Genomic DNA, 19,034 nt, shown 5'->3' with positions numbered 1-19,034 from the left:
ATTACCAGCTCGACTTTGTAACACCAGGAATTTTACCCATAACTGCGAGTTCTCTGAAAACTACCCGAGAAATACCAAATTTTCTCATATAGCCTCTCGGTCTTCCAGAGAGTTTGCAACGGTTATGTAATCTTACAGGTGATGCGTTACGAGGCAACTTATCTAGTGCCTCGTAGTCACCTTTAGCTTTTAACTCAGCTCTTTTTGCAGCATACTTAGCTACAAGCTTTTGTCTTTTAAGCTCTCTGGCTTTTACGGATTCTCTCGCCATGATTATTTCTTGATATTAGCGAATGGCATACCGAATGCTTTAAGCAACTCGTAGCTCTCTTCGTCTGTGTTAGCAGTTGTAACAAAAGTAATGTCCATTCCTGAAATAGCTTTGATCTTATCAATGCTAATCTCTGGGAAAATGATCTGCTCCTTAACACCTAGAGTGTAGTTACCGCGGCCATCAAAGCCTTTCTCACTAACACCTCTAAAGTCACGAACACGTGGCAATGCCACGGTCAGGAGGCGATCCAAGAACTCATACATTTTCTGGCCACGAAGCGTTACACGAGCACCAATAGGCATGCCTTCACGAAGTTTAAAGTTCGATACAGACTTTTTTGCTATAGTAGCAACGGCTTTCTGACCAGTAATAGTAGTAAGCTCCTCCACACCAATATCAACTAATTTTTTATCAGCTACAGCAGAGCCAATACCTTTATTAATTGAAATTTTAGTGATTTTAGGCACCTGCATGACGTTCGTATACTGGAACTTCTCTTTTAAAGCAGGAACTACTTCGTTTTGATACTTCTCTTTTAATCTTGCAGTTGCCATCTTAGATTACCTCTCCTGTCTTTTTAGAATAACGCTCTGTTTTACCTTCGCTGTTCTTTCTTCTAGCAGTTTTAGTAGCTTCACCAGATTTAGGATCAACTAATGCTACGTTGCTAGCATGAATAGGAGCTTCTACTTTATTGATGCCTCCTTGTGGGTTACTTGCACTTGGTTTCGTGTGCTTGGTAACCATATTAAGGCCTTCGATAGTTACTCGTTGCTTATCAACATTTACAGCGATAATGCGGCCAGTTTTACCGCGCTCGTCACCGGCTATTACTTTAACTGTATCGCCAGTTTTAACATGAAGTTTTTTCTTATTCATCTTGATCTGAATTAGGGATTAAAGAACTTCAGGTGCTAACGAAACAATTTTCATGAATTGCTTTTCACGAAGTTCACGTGCAACCGGTCCGAAGATACGTGTACCACGCGGCTCATTGTTGGCATTTAAAAGAACTGCGGCGTTATCGTCGAAACGAATATACGAACCGTCTTTTCTTCGAACCTCTTTCTTAGTTCTTACAATAACTGCTTTCGATACAGTTCCTTTCTTAACGTTTCCAGAAGAAAGGGCAGACTTAACAGTTACAACAATTCTATCGCCAACTGAGGCATACTTTTTACCAGTACCACCTAGCACACGGATACAAAGAACTTCCTTCGCTCCGCTGTTGTCAGCTACACTTAGTCTTGATTCCTGCTGTATCATTATTTAGCCCTTTCTATAATTTCTACCAAACGCCATTTTTTGTTCTTGCTGAGAGGACGTGTTTCCTGAATGCGAACAAAGTCTCCAATGTTGCAGTCGTTGTTCTCGTCATGAGCCATGAACTTGGTTGATTTGTTAACAAACTTACCATACATTGGGTGCTTCATTTTGCTCTCAATCAGTACAGTAATAGATTTGTCCATCTTATTGCTAACAACCTTACCGCTTCTTTCTTTTCTTAGGTTTCTCTCCATGATCTTAATAAGTCTTAAGAGTTAGCTTCTATTTCACGACGACGAACTTCAGTATTCAGTCGAGCAATAAGACGCTTCGTCTCGCGGATTTTCATTGGGTTCTCCAGTGGAGATATAGCATGTGCAAAACGCATGTTGTGCAGGCTAGCCTTCTCAGTGGTAAGCTTCTCTTGCAAATCTGTTGCAGATAAAGCTGTAATCTCTGAATTTTTCATTTTATTTCTCAACGTAATCTCTACGTACTACAAACTTTGTTTTAACTGGCAGTTTCTGAGCAGCAAGCCTTAACGACTCTTTGGCTACTTCTAGAGGTACACCATCAGATTCAAACATGATTGTACCTGGCTTAACAACTGCTACCCAATATTCAGGAGAACCTTTACCCTTACCCATACGAACCTCAGCAGGCTTTTTAGTTATAGGTTTATCAGGGAAAATACGGATCCAAACTTGACCCTCACGTTTCATTGCTCTGGTCATGGCAATACGAGCAGCCTCAATTTGGCGAGACGTAATCCATGTAGATTCCAAAGACTTTATAGCGAAAGAACCAAACGCAATAGTGCTGCCTCTATGAGCCAACCCCTTTACGCGGCCTTTTTGCATTTTTCTATATTTAGTCCTTCTAGGCTGTAACATTTTCTAAAACTTATAATGTTAACACTTAATTATTGACGACGCTTACGCTTTGGTGCACCATCACCTTTCTTGTTGCGGCCACCACCACGTCTGTCGCCAGAGGCTGAACCAGGTCCTTTGCTTTCTAAGCCAGCGTTTGGAGTAAGATCTTTCTTACCATAAACCTCACCTTTGAAAATCCAAACTTTGATACCTAGTTTACCATAAACCGTCTGCGCTTCAGATAACGCATAGTCAATATCAGCACGCAACGTATGAAGAGGAGTTCTTCCTTCTTTATAATGCTCAGTTCTTGCCATTTCAGCACCACCAAGACGTCCTGATACTTGAACTTTGATACCTTCAGCACCTACACGTAACGCAGAAGCAATTGCTTGCTTCATAGCACGTCTGAAAGAGATACGAGCCTGCAACTGTTGAGCGATAGATTCGCCAACTAATTTTGCATCTAACTCAGGACGCTTAATTTCAAAGATATTAATTTGAATATCCTTGTTAGTAAGTTTCTTAAGCTCCTCTTTAATTTTATCAACTTCCTGACCGCCTTTACCAATTACAACACCTGGTCTAGCAGTATTGATTGTAATAGTAATACGCTTAAGCGTTCTTTCAATTATAATCTTAGAAATACCGCCCTTAGGGATACGAGCAAGTATGTATTTTCTAATTTTCTCATCTTCGATCAGCTTATCAGCGAAATCTTTGCCGCCATACCAGTTAGAATCCCAACCTTTGATAACACCTAGTCGAAAACCGATCGGATTAACTTTCTGTCCCATATTCTTACTTGTTGGCTTTTTTAGATTTCTTAGACTGCTGCTCTAATTGCTCCTCAGTCATGCTATCAATTACTAGCGTAACATGGTTTGATCTTTTTCTGATTCTATAACCACGTCCTTGTGGAGCTGGACGAAGACGCTTTAACATCTTTCCTTCATCAACAAAAATAGTTTTGATGTAAAGGTTTGCATCCTCGATGCGGGCATCTTCATTGTTCTGCTGCCAGTTTGCTAATGCAGATAAAAGAAGTTTTTCAACTTTGGCTGCACCAGCATTGGCTTCAAATTTAAGAATACCAAGAGCTTTAGATACGCTTTTGCCGCGTACCAAGTCAGCTACCATTCTCATCTTGCGAGGAGAGGTAGGGACATTTTTAAGTTTTGCTACTGCTTCCATTATTAACGCTTGCCTTTATCTTTCTTAGCGATATGACCTCTAAAGTTTCTAGTTGGAGCAAACTCGCCTAGTTTATGTCCTACCATGTTTTCAGTCACATAAACTGGAATGAATTTATTTCCATTGTGAACTGCGAATGTATGTCCTACGAAATCTGGAGAAATCATTGAACGACGTGACCATGTCTTGATAACAGACTTTTTGCCGGCCTCATTCATTACAGTTACTTTCTTCTCGAGCCTAAAGTCAATATAAGGCCCTTTTTTTAATGATCTAGCCATTTACTTTTTCTTTCCTCTATTAACTATAAGCTTCTCTGAATATTTATTCTTGTTTCTAGTCTTAAGACCTTTAGAATACAAGCCTTTACGTGAACGTGGGTGACCTCCAGATGACTTACCTTCACCACCACCCATAGGGTGATCGACAGGGTTCATGGCTACACCACGCACGCGAGGACGCTTACCTAACCATCTGTTACGGCCAGCTTTACCAAGCTTCACATTCATATGCTCAGCGTTAGAAACTGTACCGATAGTAGCAGAGCAGTTAACTAGAACCATTCTCAACTCACCTGAAGGGAGTTTGATAGTTGCATAACGGCCTTCACGAGCAACAAGCTGGGCATAAGATCCCGCACTTCTCGCCAATATGGCGCCAGCACCTGGCTGAAGCTCAATATTGTGAATAATAGTACCTAGAGGAATGTCAGAAAGCGGCAAGCAGTTACCTACTTCTGGAGCAATACCAGGACCTGAGTTGATTACGGTACCAACCTGTAATCCAGCAGGGGCAATGATATACGTTTTCTCTCCGTCTGCATAATGCAATAACGCAATACGCGCAGTTCTATTCGGGTCGTACTCGATTGTCTTAACTGTTGCAGGCACACCATGCTTGGTACGCTTAAAGTCAATTACTCTGTACTTCTTCTTATGACCACCACCGATGTAGCGCATGGTCATTTTGCCCGAGTTGTTACGTCCACCAGATTTTGATAGGGGTGCCAACAAAGATTTCTCCGGAGTAGACGATGTGATTTCATCGAATCCAGGGGCTACTCTAAATCTTTGACCTGGTGTTATTGGTCTTAACTTTTTTAAAGCCATTTTAACTTAATTATATGCCGCTGTAAAAGTCTATTACTTCACCCTCTTTTAGGGTAACAATTGCCTTTTTGATGAGAGAAGTACGGCCAGTCACAGCTCCAGACTTAGTATACTTGGTCTTTTTCTTGCCTAATGAGCGCATTGTTGAGATTTTATCAACTGTTACGCCATACATTTTCTCAACTGCCTTCTTGATCTCAACTTTATTGGCATTTTTCTCTACCTCAAAAGCATACTTACCAACCTCGTTCAAGGCAGCGTATTTCTCTGTAATAATTGGTCTTTTCAGAACGTTCATTATTTTGCGCTAAAGAGGTTTTCTAATTCATTAACTGACTGCTCAACAAGAAGTAACTTCTCAGTATTGAGTAGGTCATAAGTGTTCACATCATTCACAGTTGACACCTTTACTTTCGTAAGATTTCTACCGGATAAGATGATGTTCTTATCTACAGCTGGCAAAACTATAAGCGTCTTGCCTTTTGAATCCAGATTATTAAGTATTCCTCTGAATTCTTTAGCTTTTGGAGCCTCCATAGTGAAAGACTCAACTAATGCAACACGGTTATCACGAGCTAGAAGAGATAAAGCAGATAAGCGAGCAACGCGTTTTAGCTTTTTATTCAGCTTAAAGCTATAGTTTCTAGGCTTAGGACCGAATACACGACCTCCACCAATGAAAACTGGAGATTTTAAGCTACCTGCTCTTGCCCCACCTGTGCCTTTTTGCTTCTTAATCTTTTTTGTAGAGCCCGCAACCTCGTTACGTTCTTTCGACTTATGAGTACCTTGTCTTTGATTTGCCAAGTACTGCTTTACGTCAAGATACATTGCATGCTCATTTGGCTCAAGTCCAAAAACAGCATCAGAAAGAGTAACCTTTCTGCCTGTATCTTCACCTTTAATATTTAATACAGAAAGCTCCATCTTATTTCTCAATTAACACGTAAGAATTTTTGGCACCAGGAACAGAGCCACTAACTACAATCAGGTTTCTTTCAGCGATAATGCGTAGAACTGTCAAGTTTTGAACCTTAACTCTATTACCACCCATTCTTCCTGCCATACGCATACCCTTAAATACTCTTGAAGGCCAAGAACAAGCTCCAATTGAACCTGGGTGCCTCGCTCTGTTGTGTTGACCGTGAGTTTGGCCACCAACACCAGCAAAGTTATGACGCTTTACAACGCCTTGGAAACCTTTACCTTTTGAGGTACCTACAACATCCACAAATTCACCTTCAATAAATAGGTTAGCATCTACAGTGTCGCCTAAGTTGTAAGAAACTCCTTCAACATCAAACTCTGCTACCTTTTTCTTTGGGGCAGTTTTAGCTTTCTCGTAGTGACCAGCTTCCGCCTTTGTTACTCTTTTGAGCTTCTTGTCACCATAGCCAATCTGCACTGCAGAATAGCCATCATTCTCTACCGTCTTCACCTGAGTAACTACACATGGGCCCGCTTGGATTAGCGTAACTGGTGTGTATTTACCATCTGCTGTGAAGAGGCTTGTCATTCCGATTTTTTTACCGATAATTCCAGGCATTCAACTTTTGTTTAGAGATGGATACAATAATTTATTGTCCCCTATTTTCGCTAAGGGAGTGCAAAGTTAATAAATATTTAGCTATCTATTCAAACTTTCTCTAAAATATTTATTGTCAAGCAGGTACAAAAAAAGAGGAAGGCTTTCACCCTCCTCTTTTTTTTAGTAATATCGTAGTTATCAAACTTTGATTTCTACATCAACTCCACTTGGCAATTCAAGCTTCATTAATGCATCTACTGTTTTAGAGCTAGTAGAATAAATATCTACTAATCTTTTGTAAGTGCAAAGCTGAAACTGCTCACGAGACTTCTTGTTTACGTGAGGAGAACGAAGCACTGTAAATTTATCCTTTTCAGTTGGAAGAGGAATTGGACCGCTTACGATAGCACCAGTAGCTTTAACAGCTTTCACAATTTTTTCTGATGACTTATCTACCAGATTGTGATCGTAAGACTTAAGTTTTATTCTAATTTTTTGATTCATCTTATACTACTATTTAGCTGCTGTTCCTTTGATTTTAGCAATGATCGCATCTGCCAAGTTTTGCGGCACCTGCTCATAGTGAGCAAATGTTAGTGAAGCAGTAGCTCTACCAGAAGTGATTGTACGTAAATCTGTAACGTAACCAAACAGTTCTGAAAGTGGAACATCAGCTTTAACCACTGTAGCAGTACCTTTAGTATCCATTCCTTTCATGATACCTCTTCTTCTGTTCAAGTCACCTGTTACCGGACCAGTATATTCATCTGGAGTAACAACATCTACTGCCATAATAGGCTCTAGAAGTTTTGGTGCACATTGCTTACCAGCTTCTTTGAATCCCTGACGTGCAGCAAGTTCAAATGACAATGAGTCGGAGTCTACATCGTGGAATGAACCATGGAATAGACGTACTTTCATAGAGTCGATAGGGAAGCCTGCAAGAATACCATTCTTCATTGCCTCTTCGAATCCTTTTTGAACTGCAGGGATGAATTCTTTTGGAATCACACCACCAACAATTCCATTTACGAACTCTAGACCTTGCTTGCCGTCTTCACGCGGTCCCATTTCGAACACGATATCGGCAAACTTACCACGACCACCTGACTGCTTCTTGAATACCTCACGGTGCTCAATGCTCTTAGTGATTGTCTCTTTGTAAGCTACCTGAGGCGCACCTTGGTTCAGTTCAACCTTAAACTCACGCTTCATGCGGTCGATGATGATCTCCAGGTGAAGTTCACCCATACCACGAAGGATAGTTTGACCTGTCTCTTCATCAGTATTAACCTGAAGCGTAGGGTCTTCTTCGATAAGTTTGGCGATTGCCATACCCATTTTATCAGAATCAGCTTGAGACTTAGGCTCAATAGCATACCCGATTACAGGCTCAGGGAATTCCATTGACTCAAGAATGATTTTCGCATTCTGGTCGCACAATGTATCTCCTGTTTTGATGTCTTTAAAGCCTACAACAGCGCCAATATCTCCAGCTCCAAGTCTTTCAATCTGGTTCTGCTTGTTAGCGTGCATCTGGAAGATACGTGAAATACGCTCTTTGTTGTTAGAGCGAGTGTTAAACACGTAAGATCCAGACTCTAAAACGCCTGAGTAAGCTCTTACGAAGCAAAGACGACCTACATAAGGGTCAGTCGCGATTTTAAACGCAAGACCTGCAAACGGCTCATCTACACTTGGCTTGCGAGAGATCTCAGCGCCTGTATCTGGGTTTGTACCTTTAATGCTTTCTTTATCTAGCGGGGATGGGCAAAGTGCCATCACGTAGTCAAGCATCGTCTGAACGCCCTTGTTCTTGAAAGAAGAACCACAAAGCATTGGCACGATAGCCATATCGATTGTTGCAGCACGAAGTGCCGCAATAATTTCTGCTTCAGAAATTGACTCCGGATCTTCGAAGTATTTCTCCATCAGAGTCTCATCATACTCCGCTACAGCTTCCAGAAGTTTTTCTCTGTATTCTTCAGCTTCTTCAACCATATCGTCTGGAATTGGAACTTCAGTAAAGGTCATACCTTTATCATCTTCATTCCAGATAATTCCACGGTTGTTTACCAAGTCAACAACGCCTCTGAAGTTGTCTTCTGACCCAATTGGTAACTGAAGAGCAACAGCATTGCTTCCTAACATTTCCTTAACTTGCTTACATACAGCAAGGAAATCAGCGCCTGAACGGTCCATTTTGTTTACGAAACCGATACGAGCAACTTTATAGTTATCAGCAAGGCGCCAGTTAGTCTCAGACTGAGGCTCTACACCATCTACAGCTGAGAATAAAAATACAAGACCATCCAGTACACGCAAAGATCTGTTTACCTCTACAGTAAAGTCAACGTGACCCGGAGTATCAATAATGTTCAGGTGATAGTTATCACCTCTATATGGCCAGCTTACAGTTGTTGCAGCAGAAGTAATGGTAATACCACGCTCTTGCTCCTGCTCCATCCAGTCCATGGTAGCAGCACCATCGTGTACCTCACCAATTTTGTGGCTTACACCAGCATAGTAAAGGATACGTTCAGTGGTAGTTGTCTTACCAGCATCAATGTGCGCTGCAATACCAATATTTCTTGTGTATTTTAGATCGCGATTATTCATAATTTAGAATCTAAAGTGAGAGAATGCTTTGTTCGCTTCTGCCATTCTGTGCGTATCGTCCTTTTTCTTAACGGCTGCACCTTCACCTTTAGCAGCTGCAATAATTTCACCTGCTAATCTATCTTTCATTGTCTTCTCACCTCTTTTGCGAGAGTATGATATCATCCATTTGATACCAAGAGATACTCTGCGATCCGGACGGACCTCAGTCGGCACTTGGAAAGTAGCACCCCCAACCCTGCGGCTCTTTACTTCGACGCTTGGCATGATGTTGTTCAATGCCTTCTTCCAAGTCTCGAGACCGTTTTCTTTGGTTCTTTGCTCTACTAGATCTACAGCATCATAGAAGATTCCATAGGCAACACTTTTCTTACCATCTTCCATTAGATAGTTTACGAAACGAGTTACCAATGTCTCTTTGTATTTTGGATCAGGAAGGAGTATTCTACTTTTAGGCTTTGCTTTTCTCATTGTATTAAAACTCTAGGGGATTATTTCTTTTTACCTTTGCCTGCAGCAGCTGGAGCCTGTCCTGGTTTTGGTCTCTTAGCACCATACTTAGAACGTGACTGAAGACGACCATTTACACCGGCAGTATCAAGAGCTCCACGTACAATGTGGTAACGTACTCCTGGAAGGTCTTTTACTCTACCTCCTCTGATAAGCACAATAGAGTGCTCCTGAAGGTTGTGGCCTTCACCTGGGATGTAAGCGTTAACTTCCTTACCGTTTGTAAGTCTTACCCTTGCAACTTTACGCATTGCAGAGTTTGGCTTCTTAGGCGTGGTTGTATATACTCTAGTACATACACCACGGCGCTGTGGGCATGAATCTAAGGCAGGAGACTTTGACTTAAATGTCAACTTTTCTCTACCTTTTCTTACTAATTGCTGTATAGTAGGCATTTACTAGCTGTTAATTAAAGATCTTTTCACTTTAAATTTTGGTCTGCAAAGGTATAAAAATCGCTTTGCAATTTCAAAATTTTAATTCATTAATTCTCTGCACCTTAGGCCTCTCCCATAGTTCCTCCGAAGTTCATCGGGAAAGAAGGAGCCTCTTGCGTGTGCTTAATTTCGCCAAAGCTTGCTTCATACTTCTTAACGTTATCTGCCAGAGCAGCCAAAAGTCTTTTGGCATGCTCTGGTGTGATAACGATTCTTGACTTCACTTTAGCTTTTGGCAGTCCTGGCATTAATTTGATAAAATCAATCACAAATTCGCTGCTTGAGTGGGCAATCATCGCAAGGTTTGCATACTCTCCTTCCGCAATCTCCTCTGACAGCTCAATGTTAATCTGATTCTGTTTTTGCAGGTCTTCAGCCATTCTTATACTTATTTACTTTGCAGTTCCTGTTGCTTCGATTTTGAAGTAGTTTTCTTAGACTCTACCAAAGCATCATACTCATCCTGGCTTCCTACAATCAGGTTCTGATATTCTCTCAGACCCGTACCTGCAGGGATCAGATGACCTACAATTACGTTTTCTTTCAATCCAAGTAGCTCATCAGCCTTACCTCTAATTGCGGCTTCGCTCAGAACCTTAGTAGTTTCCTGGAATGACGCAGCAGAGATGAAGCTTTGTGTGCCCAATGAGGCTTGAGTGATACCTTGTAAGGTTGGTCGAGAAACAGCTGGTTGTGCATCTCTAACAGTTACCAACTTCAGGTCACGACGCTTCAGGCTAGAGTTTTCATCACGTAGACGACGTGGCGTAACAATCTGTCCTGGCTTCAGTGTAGCTGAATCACCTGCATCTTCTACAACTTTCATATCGATGATATGATCATTTTCTTCCATGAATGTGATCTTGTCAACTGTCTGGTTCTCCAAGAAGCTTGTATCACCGGCATCCACTACAACCACTTTCTGCATCATTTGGCGTACAACTACCTCGATGTGCTTATCGTTAATCTTTACACCCTGCAAACGGTATACTTCCTGAATTTCATTTACCAGATATTCTTGCACTGCACCTGGTCCCTGAATGTTTAGGATATCCGTTGGAGTTATTGCTCCGTCAGATAGCGGCATGCCGGCACGGATAAAGTCGTTATCCTGAACCAGGATGTGCTTAGAAAGTGGAACCATATATTTTTTCTTCACTCCGTCCTTAGACTCAATGAAGATCTCTCGGTTACCACGCTTCACATTACCATAAGTTACTACACCGTCAATCTCCGAAACTACAGCAGGGTTAGACGGGTTACGAGCCTCAAATAACTCTGTTACTCGTGGCAGACCACCTGTAATATCTCGGGTTTTACCAATGGCACGTGGAATCTTAACTAGGATCTGCCCCGCTTTAATCTTCTCACCGTTCTCCACTGTCAAGTGGGCACCTACTGGAATGTTGTAGCCTTTTGACTCCCCGTTTTTCGGGTTAACTATTATGGCAGGGTTTTGAGTTTTATCTTTAGTATCGATAATAACTTTCTCTCGGTAACCTGTCTGCTCATCTGACTCCTCACGATAGGTGATACCTTCGATAATGGATTCATATGAAATCTCGCCATCGAATTCTGAAAGTATAACCGCGTTGTACGGATCCCAGTTACATAGCTGAGCACCTTTCTCAACAACTTGCCCTTCATTTACATGTAGGAACGAGCCGTAAGGCACGTGATTGCTGATCAGCAGTTTACCTGTGGCCGGGTCGACGATCTTAACCTCGCCTGAACGCCCCATCACCACTTTTACCGGCTCACCTTCGTTGTTAACTGTATCTAACGAGCGAACATCTTCAAACTCAATTTTACCACCAAACTTGGCTAGTATAGTCGCCTCTACTGCAATGTTAGATGCCGTACCACCCACGTGGAATGTACGTAGAGTAAGCTGAGTACCCGGCTCACCAATTGACTGCGCAGCGATTACACCAACAGCCTCTCCTTTTTGCACCATGAAGCCAGTTGCAAGGTTACGGCCATAGCACTTACCGCAAATTCCTCGTTTAGACTCACATGTTAGTACTGAGCGGATTTCAACAGACTCAATTGCAGTATTTTCAATTGCTCTTGCAACCTCCTCTGTGATTTCAACACCCGACTCTACGATAATTTCATTTGAAATTGGATCAAATACATCGTGAACAGCCACGCGGCCCAAGATACGCTCTGATAAAGACTCTACGATATCCTCATTGTCCTTCAGGGCGCTTACATCCAATCCACGCAGGGTTCCGCAGTCTTCCTCGTTCACAATTACGTCCTGAGAAACGTCTACCAGACGGCGAGTTAGGTAACCAGCATCTGCAGTCTTAAGGGCTGTATCGGCAAGACCCTTACGCGCACCGTGTGTTGAGATGAAGTATTCGATTACATCCAGACCTTCCTTAAAGTTTGAAAGGATTGGGTTCTCAATGATTTCTCCAACTGAGCCTTGTAATGATTTCTGTGGTTTAGCCATCAGACCTCGCATACCGCCTAACTGACGAATCTGCTCTCTCGAACCACGGGCCCCCGAGTGCATCATCATGAAGATTGAGTTAAAGCCTTGGTCTTCATTCTCCAGACGGCGCATCAACGTTTCAGTAATCTGGTTGTTGATACGTGTCCAGATATCAATTACCTGGTTGTAACGCTCGTTATCAGTGATCAGACCCATTGAGTAGTTTTGCCATACAGCATCTACATCTTTTTTAGCCTGCTCAACTAGTACTTCCTTCTCCGCTGGAATATTAATATCCCCCAGACCCATTGATAGACCGCCTTTATAAGCCGACTGGAATCCTAGAGTTTTGATATCATCAAGGAACTGAGCTGTACGAGCCATACCAGTTTCCTTAAATACTCTTGAAATGATCTGCTGAAGTTTTTTCTTCGTCAACAGCTCATCGATATAACCTACTTCTTCAGGTACAAACTGGTTAAAGATCACACGGCCGGCTACTGTTTCGATCAACTTAGTCTCAAGTTCGCCTTGCTCGTTTTTAATCTTCGTTCTTACCTTAATGTAAGCATGCTTTGATATTTGTTTTTCGTTGATGGCGATAACGACTTCCTCCGCAGAGTAGAAGCTCATACCTTCGCCTTCAATTTTCTCATTCTCTGTGCTACGCTTTCCTTTCGATACATAGTATAGACCAAGTACCATGTCCTGAGAAGGTACTGCTATAGGAGCACCATTAGCAGGGTTAAGGATATTGTGCGAGGCAAGCATCAGCATAGAGGCTTCCAGTACAGCAGCAGGTCCTAATGGAACGTGCACTGCCATCTGGTCACCGTCAAAGTCGGCGTTGAATGCCGTACATACTAGCGGGTGTAGCTGAATCGCTTTTCCTTCGATCAGTTTAGGCTGGAAGGCTTGTATACCAAGCCTGTGAAGCGTAGGAGCACGGTTAAGGAGTACTGGATGGCCTTTCAGCACATTCTCCAAGATATCCCAAACTACAGGGTCTTTACGATCTACAATCTTCTTAGCAGACTTTACCGTTTTAACGATGCCTCTTTCAATCAGCTTGCGGATGATGAACGGCTTGAAAAGCTCGGCTGCCATGTTCTTAGGCAGGCCGCACTCATGCAGCTTCAGTTCAGGACCAACCACAATTACCGAACGACCAGAATAGTCAACACGCTTACCAAGCAAGTTCTGACGGAAACGTCCTTGCTTACCTTTCAGCATATCAGAAAGCGACTTCAGCGCACGGTTACCCTCAGCACGAACAGCGTTCACCTTACGTGAGTTGTCGAACAATGAGTCTACCGCTTCCTGTAGCATACGCTTCTCGTTACGAAGAATTACTTCAGGAGCCTTGATCTCGATCAGGCGCTTCAGACGGTTGTTACGGATAATAACACGTCTGTACAGGTCATTCAAGTCAGAGGTAGCGAAACGCCCGCCATCCAACGGAACAAGCGGACGAAGCTCTGGTGGAATAACAGGCACCATACGGATAACCATCCACTCAGGTCTGTTCTCGATACGAGTTGTTGCATCACGGAATGCTTCAACTACACGCAGGCGCTTTAATGCCTCAGCTTTACGCTGCTGTGATGTCTCATGAGCTGCCGCATGGCGAAGCTCGTAAGAAAGATCGTCTAGGTTGATGCGCTCCAATAACATCTGAAGAGCCTCAGCACCCATTTTCGCGATGAACTTGTTAGGATCGTTGTTATCCAACATTTGGTTCTCACGAGGCAGTTTGTCAACCATGTCCAGGTACTCATCCTCTGTCAGGAAGTCTAGTGTATTCACACCGTCTTCTGCAAGGATACCTGGCTGGATTACTGCATATCTTTCATAGTAGATAATCTGGTCAAGCTTCTTAGTAGGTAAGCCTAACAGATAACCGATTTTGTTCGGAAGAGATTTGAAGTACCAGATGTGCGCTACAGGAACTACCAGTTCAATGTGGCCCATACGCTCGCGGCGTACTTTTTTCTCGGTCACCTCTACGCCGCAACGGTCGCAGATGATGCCCTTGTACCTGATTCTTTTATACTTTCCGCAGTGGCATTCCCAGTCCTTTACGGGTCCGAATATTCTTTCGCAGAACAGACCACCCATCTCAGGCTTATAGGTTCTATAGTTTATGGTCTCAGGCTTAGTTACCTCTCCGTTGGAACGCTCCAGAATTGACTCTGGCGAAGCCAAGCTGATCGTAACTTTAGAGAAGTCCTGAGTTAGCTTTTTGTTTTTCGCAAATGCCATATTATTAGAATAATGTCGATACAATGAATATGCCTTACAGCTTAACCTGTATAAGTATGCAAAGCGCTTTGGCTTTTGCCCCAGCGCTTTGCTTTATACTTTCTACTCTAACGTAATCTCTAGTGCCAAACCTCTCAACTCGTGAATCAGTACGTTGAATGATTCCGGTATATTCGGTTTCGGCAGTACGTCGCCTTTTACAATCGACTCGTATGCCTTAGCCCGGCCGATTACGTCATCTGATTTAACTGTAAGAATTTCCTGCAGCACGTTAGAGGCACCGAAGGCTTCCAACGCCCACACTTCCATCTCACCAAAACGCTGACCACCGAACTGTGCTTTACCACCCAGTGGCTGCTGCGTAATCAATGAGTATGGTCCGATAGAACGAGCGTGCATCTTATCGTCAACCAAGTGACCCAGCTTCAGCATGTAAATCACACCTACTGTAACTGGTTGGTCAAAACGATCACCGCTCAAGCCATCGTACAAGTATGAACGGCCAAAGTGTGGTAGGCCAGCCTCAGCCAACTCTGCAGAAACCTGCTCTTCCGTAGCACCGTCGAAAATTGGAGTAGCATATGTTTTACCCAATTTAAGCCCTGCCCATCCAAGTACAGTCTCGTAGATCTGACCGATGTTCATCCTTGAAGGTACACCAAGTGGGTTCAGAACGATATCCATTGGAGTTCCATCTTCTAAGAATGGCATATCCTCTTCGCGCACAATACGGGCTACAACACCTTTGTTACCGTGGCGACCAGCCATCTTGTCACCGACTTTCAGCTTACGCTTCTTGGCGATGTATACTTTAGCAAGCTGAACGATACCTGCTGGCAACTCATCTCCGACCTCTAATGTAAAGCGCTCGCGCTTAAAGTGGGCAGAAACGATGTTACGGCGCTTGTTATAGTTCTTAACAAGCTCAACCAGCATGCTGTTAGACTGTTCGTCAGTTGTCCAGTTCTCCAGAATAAGGTCTTTAAACATATTCACCTCTTCTGGCACGGCATAGTTGCTCTCGTCTTTGTAAGGGTTTTTCTCTGGGAATAACGCCTCAACAATGTTCTTTTTCGAGAACTTAACACCTTTAGTCAGGATCTCATCTCCAAACTTGTGACGGATACCTTGCGAAGTTTTGCCTTCCAGCAGCTCAACAAGTTTATCAACCATCACATTTTTAATAGAAGTCAGCTCCTTAGAGTATTTAACCTTAAGCTCTTCAACCTCTTTCTTAGATTTAGCGCGAAGGTTTTTATCTTTCTTTGGGCGAGAGAATAGTTTGGTATCGATTACCACACCATTAAGTGACGGCGGCGCCTTAAGGGAGGCATCCTTCACATCACCTGCTTTATCTCCAAAGATCGCACGCAGAAGTTTCTCTTCTGGAGTTGGATCTGTTTCGCCTTTAGGAGTGATTTTACCGATCAGGATATCACCTTCACTTACCTCAGCACCGATACGGATAATTCCGTTTTCATCAAGGTTGCGAACAGCTTCCTCGCTTACGTTAGGAATCTCTGAAGTAAGCTCTTCTTCACCACGCTTCGTCTCACGTACTTCAAGCTCAAATTCTTCAATGTGGATTGAAGTGAACACGTCATCGCGAACTACTTTCTCTGAGATTACAATCGCATCCTCAAAGTTATACCCTTGCCATGGCATGAAGGCCACTTGCAGGTTACGTCCAAGTGCAAGCTCGCCTTTGTTCGTTGCGTAGCCCTCGCATAGTGGCTGACCTTTGGTAACGCGCTCGCCTTTCTTAACAAGAGGCGTCAGGTTGATACAAGTATCCTGGTTCGTTCTTCTGAACTTGATCAGGTTGTAAGTAACATACTCTGCATCGAAAGAGACTAGTTTCTCTTCGTGCGTCAGGTCATACTTTACAACAATCTTATTAGCGTCAACAAAGTCAATTACTCCTTCGCCTTCGGCAATTACCAGTGCTCTGGAGTCAATAGCTGCTCTACCTTCCAAACCGGTACCAACGATAGGTGCCTGAGGCTTAAGAAGTGGAACTGCCTGACGCTGCATGTTTGATCCCATCAAGGCACGGTTGGCGTCATCATGCTCCAGGAAAGGAATCAATGATGCTGCTACCGATACAATCTGGTTTGGCGCAACGTCCATGTATGTATAAGTATTCGGTTCTTCAACCGGGAAGTCACCCTCGAAACGGCCCTTCACACGCTCATTTACGAAGTTACCGTTATCATCAATCAGCGCGTTTGCCTGAGCAATGTGGTGAGTATCTTCTTCTTCAGCAGTCAGGTACTCCACAGAGCCATCAACTACAACTTTACCCTCAACTACCTTTCTGTAAGGTGTCTCGATAAAGCCCATATGGTTAACACGCGCGTGCACGCACAGTGAAGAAATCAGACCGATGTTAGGTCCCTCTGGTGTCTCGATCGTACACAGACGGCCATAGTGTGTATAGTGAACGTCACGAACCTCGAAACCAGCACGCTCTCTGGACAGACCGCCTGGTCCTAAGGCAGAAACACGACGCTTATGCGTTACCTCTGCCAGAGGGTTAGTCTGGTCCATGAACTGAGAAAGCTGGTTCGTTCCGAAGAATGAGTTGATCACAGAAGACAAGGTACGCGCATTGATCAGGTCAACTGGCTTGAAGTCTTCGTTATCACGCACGTTCATACGCTCCTTAATGGTACGCGCCATACGAGCCAAACCAACACCGAACTGAGCGTAAAGCTGCTCGCCTACGGTTCTAACACGGCGGTTGCTTAAGTGGTCAATATCATCCACTACAGCTTTAGAGTTAATCAAACCGATCAGGTACTTAACGATCAGGACGATATCCTCATTCGTTAAAACTTTCGCTTCCCAGTTTGTATCTAAACCTAGCTTTTTGTTGATTCTATAACGACCAACTTCGCCAAGATCGTAACGCTTGTCAGAGAAGAACAGCTTCTGGATAATATCACGTGCTGTTTCTACGTCTGGCGCTTCTGTATTTCGTAACTGGCGATAAATCTGCTCAACTGCTTCCTGCTCTGAGTTAGAGTTGTCTTTCTGCAGTGTATTATAGATAATAGCGTAATCAGCGATGTTAACATTCTCACGGTGCAGAATAATGGACTGCACACCAGAATCAAGTATAACATCTATATCTTCTGGAGTTATCTCAGAGTCGCGCTCTAAAATAACCTCATTACGGTCAATTGAAACAACTTCTCCGGTGTCCTCATCCACAAAGTCCTCTGTCCAAGTTCTAAGAACACGGGCAGCTAACCTACGACCAACAGAGTTCTTTAAGGTACCTTTATCTGCAGGTACTTCTTCAGATAGCCCAAATAGGTCTAGAATATCTTTATCTGTACCATAACCAATGGCACGGAGAAGCGTTGTTACAGGGAATTTTTTCTTACGGTCAATGTATGCGTACATCACGTTGTTAACGTCTGTAGCAAACTCAACCCAAGATCCTTTAAAAGGAATAATTCTGGCAGAATATAGCTTTGTTCCGTTCGTGTGCTTGCTTTGGGCAAAGAACACGCCTGGAGAACGGTGCAACTGAGATACAATAACACGTTCAGCCCCATTGATCACAAAGGAGCCTTTTTCTGTCATGTATGGAATGTTGCCTAAGAATACCTCCTGCTCAATTGTCTCAAAGTCTTCGTTGTCCTCATCGTTACAGATCAGGCGAAGCTTTGCTTTAAGCGGAACAGAATAGGTAAGGCCTCTGTCGATGCTCTCATCAACAGAGTATTTTGGAGGATCTATATGATAATCGATAAACTCCAGTACGAAGTTTTCGCGTGAATCGGAGATAGGAAAGTTCTCGGCAAATACCTTAAACAAACCTTCCTGCGCTCTATTTTCAGCCGGGGTTTCCAACTGAAAGAAATCCTGAAATGACTGAACCTGAACATCAAGGAAGTCAGGATAGTCAATTACCGGCTTAATAGAGGCAAAATTGATTCTATCTGTCGTTTTATTCTTAGCCAAAGCCTTGGAATTTTACGTTTATAATCATTTACTAGCACACAGAGTCCAAAACAGCTGTGGGCAAAAAAAAGATCCAATTTTATTTGAATCTATATACAAACAGGAAAAGACCTGACGAATTTGCCAGGTCTACCTGTTCTCAGTATGTTGATAAAGCGAGATTATTTAACCTCCACTTCAGCACCAGCTTCTTCCAAAGATTTCTTCAGTGAGTCTGCCTCGTCTTTCGCTACACCTTCTTTCAGTGTCTTAGGAGCACCGTCAACTAGTTCTTTAGCCTCTTTCAGACCAAGACCAGTAAGCTCTTTTACAAGCTTAACTACTGCTAGTTTCTGAGCACCAGCTGACTTAAGGATTACGTCAAAAGAAGTTTTCTCCTCTGCAGCAGCTCCTCCTTCAGCACCACCACCACCAGCAACCATTACTGGAGCAGCAGCAGCAGGCTCGATGCCATACTCATCCTTAAGGATAGTAGCTAGTTCGTTAACTTCTTTAACAGTTAAGTTTACTAACTGCTCAGCGAATGCTTTCAAATCTGCCAT

Annotated in this window: 22 protein-coding genes; all 22 read right to left on the bottom strand. The window is 43.1% G+C overall.

What is annotated here, in order from left to right:
* Position 1 precedes the first annotated feature (1 nt).
* Complete coding sequence (gene rpsN, locus D1627_RS13165) at positions 2 to 271, bottom strand: 30S ribosomal protein S14 (RefSeq protein WP_025609064.1); 270 nt, start codon at positions 269 to 271, stop codon at positions 2 to 4.
* 2 nt (positions 272 to 273) lie between these two features.
* Positions 274 to 828: a 50S ribosomal protein L5 gene (gene rplE / locus D1627_RS13160; RefSeq protein WP_119432723.1), complete on the bottom strand. Its 555-nt coding sequence runs from the start codon at positions 826 to 828 to the stop codon at positions 274 to 276.
* Position 829: 1 nt separating this feature from the next.
* The gene (rplX, locus tag D1627_RS13155) at positions 830 to 1,153 is read right to left on the bottom strand and encodes a 50S ribosomal protein L24 (protein WP_119432722.1); all 324 of its coding nucleotides are present in this window, start codon (positions 1,151 to 1,153) and stop codon (positions 830 to 832) included.
* A gap of 18 nt (positions 1,154 to 1,171) precedes the next feature.
* A complete protein-coding gene (rplN, locus tag D1627_RS13150; RefSeq protein ID WP_025609061.1) occupies positions 1,172 to 1,540 on the bottom strand; it encodes a 50S ribosomal protein L14 in 369 nt (122 codons plus the stop codon).
* A complete protein-coding gene (gene rpsQ / locus D1627_RS13145) occupies positions 1,540 to 1,794 on the bottom strand; it encodes a 30S ribosomal protein S17 (RefSeq protein ID WP_119432721.1) in 255 nt (84 codons plus the stop codon). Before rpsQ ends, rplN begins: the two co-directional genes overlap by 1 nt.
* A gap of 14 nt (positions 1,795 to 1,808) precedes the next feature.
* The gene (rpmC, locus tag D1627_RS13140; RefSeq protein ID WP_119433024.1) at positions 1,809 to 2,009 is read right to left on the bottom strand and encodes a 50S ribosomal protein L29; all 201 of its coding nucleotides are present in this window, start codon (positions 2,007 to 2,009) and stop codon (positions 1,809 to 1,811) included.
* 1 nt (position 2,010) lies between these two features.
* Positions 2,011 to 2,433 carry a 50S ribosomal protein L16 gene (gene rplP, locus D1627_RS13135; RefSeq protein WP_119432720.1) on the bottom strand — a complete coding sequence of 141 codons (423 nt, stop codon included), beginning with the start codon at positions 2,431 to 2,433 and terminating at the stop codon, positions 2,011 to 2,013.
* Positions 2,434 to 2,462: 29 nt separating this feature from the next.
* Positions 2,463 to 3,212, bottom strand: coding sequence for a 30S ribosomal protein S3 (gene rpsC / locus D1627_RS13130; RefSeq protein WP_119432719.1), 750 nt, complete (start codon positions 3,210 to 3,212; stop codon positions 2,463 to 2,465).
* 4 nt (positions 3,213 to 3,216) lie between these two features.
* The gene (gene rplV, locus D1627_RS13125) at positions 3,217 to 3,609 is read right to left on the bottom strand and encodes a 50S ribosomal protein L22 (protein WP_119432718.1); all 393 of its coding nucleotides are present in this window, start codon (positions 3,607 to 3,609) and stop codon (positions 3,217 to 3,219) included.
* 2 nt (positions 3,610 to 3,611) lie between these two features.
* Positions 3,612 to 3,890, bottom strand: a complete 279-nt coding sequence (gene rpsS, locus D1627_RS13120) for a 30S ribosomal protein S19 (protein ID WP_025609055.1) — start codon at positions 3,888 to 3,890, stop codon at positions 3,612 to 3,614.
* Entirely contained in the window at positions 3,891 to 4,718 is an 828-nt protein-coding gene (rplB, locus tag D1627_RS13115; RefSeq protein ID WP_119432717.1) for a 50S ribosomal protein L2, read from the bottom strand.
* A gap of 10 nt (positions 4,719 to 4,728) precedes the next feature.
* Positions 4,729 to 5,016 (bottom strand): 50S ribosomal protein L23, encoded by a 288-nt coding sequence (gene rplW, locus D1627_RS13110; protein WP_119432716.1) that lies wholly within the window; start codon positions 5,014 to 5,016, stop codon positions 4,729 to 4,731.
* Positions 5,016 to 5,645, bottom strand: coding sequence for a 50S ribosomal protein L4 (gene rplD / locus D1627_RS13105; RefSeq protein ID WP_119432715.1), 630 nt, complete (start codon positions 5,643 to 5,645; stop codon positions 5,016 to 5,018). Before rplD ends, rplW begins: the two co-directional genes overlap by 1 nt.
* 1 nt (position 5,646) lies before the next feature.
* Entirely contained in the window at positions 5,647 to 6,264 is a 618-nt protein-coding gene (rplC, locus tag D1627_RS13100) for a 50S ribosomal protein L3 (RefSeq protein WP_119432714.1), read from the bottom strand.
* Between the two features lie 180 nt (positions 6,265 to 6,444).
* Positions 6,445 to 6,750 (bottom strand): 30S ribosomal protein S10, encoded by a 306-nt coding sequence (gene rpsJ / locus D1627_RS13095; protein WP_007654312.1) that lies wholly within the window; start codon positions 6,748 to 6,750, stop codon positions 6,445 to 6,447.
* Between the two features lie 9 nt (positions 6,751 to 6,759).
* Complete coding sequence (fusA, locus tag D1627_RS13090; RefSeq protein WP_119432713.1) at positions 6,760 to 8,865, bottom strand: elongation factor G; 2,106 nt, start codon at positions 8,863 to 8,865, stop codon at positions 6,760 to 6,762.
* Between the two features lie 3 nt (positions 8,866 to 8,868).
* Complete coding sequence (rpsG, locus tag D1627_RS13085; RefSeq protein WP_025609049.1) at positions 8,869 to 9,336, bottom strand: 30S ribosomal protein S7; 468 nt, start codon at positions 9,334 to 9,336, stop codon at positions 8,869 to 8,871.
* A gap of 20 nt (positions 9,337 to 9,356) precedes the next feature.
* On the bottom strand, positions 9,357 to 9,770 hold the full coding sequence (rpsL, locus tag D1627_RS13080; RefSeq protein WP_119432712.1) for a 30S ribosomal protein S12: 414 nt from the start codon (positions 9,768 to 9,770) through the stop codon (positions 9,357 to 9,359).
* 104 nt (positions 9,771 to 9,874) lie between these two features.
* A complete protein-coding gene (locus D1627_RS13075; protein ID WP_119432711.1) occupies positions 9,875 to 10,192 on the bottom strand; it encodes a DUF3467 domain-containing protein in 318 nt (105 codons plus the stop codon).
* Between the two features lie 8 nt (positions 10,193 to 10,200).
* Positions 10,201 to 14,517, bottom strand: a complete 4,317-nt coding sequence (gene rpoC, locus D1627_RS13070) for a DNA-directed RNA polymerase subunit beta' (protein WP_119432710.1) — start codon at positions 14,515 to 14,517, stop codon at positions 10,201 to 10,203.
* Between the two features lie 102 nt (positions 14,518 to 14,619).
* Complete coding sequence (gene rpoB, locus D1627_RS13065) at positions 14,620 to 18,492, bottom strand: DNA-directed RNA polymerase subunit beta (protein ID WP_119432709.1); 3,873 nt, start codon at positions 18,490 to 18,492, stop codon at positions 14,620 to 14,622.
* 161 nt (positions 18,493 to 18,653) lie between these two features.
* Entirely contained in the window at positions 18,654 to 19,034 is a 381-nt protein-coding gene (gene rplL / locus D1627_RS13060) for a 50S ribosomal protein L7/L12 (RefSeq protein ID WP_119432708.1), read from the bottom strand.

This window comes from Pontibacter oryzae (assembly GCF_003576375.1).
Lineage (GTDB): Bacteria > Bacteroidota > Bacteroidia > Cytophagales > Hymenobacteraceae > Pontibacter > Pontibacter oryzae.
This window is presented reverse-complemented; position numbering and strand designations above follow the sequence as displayed.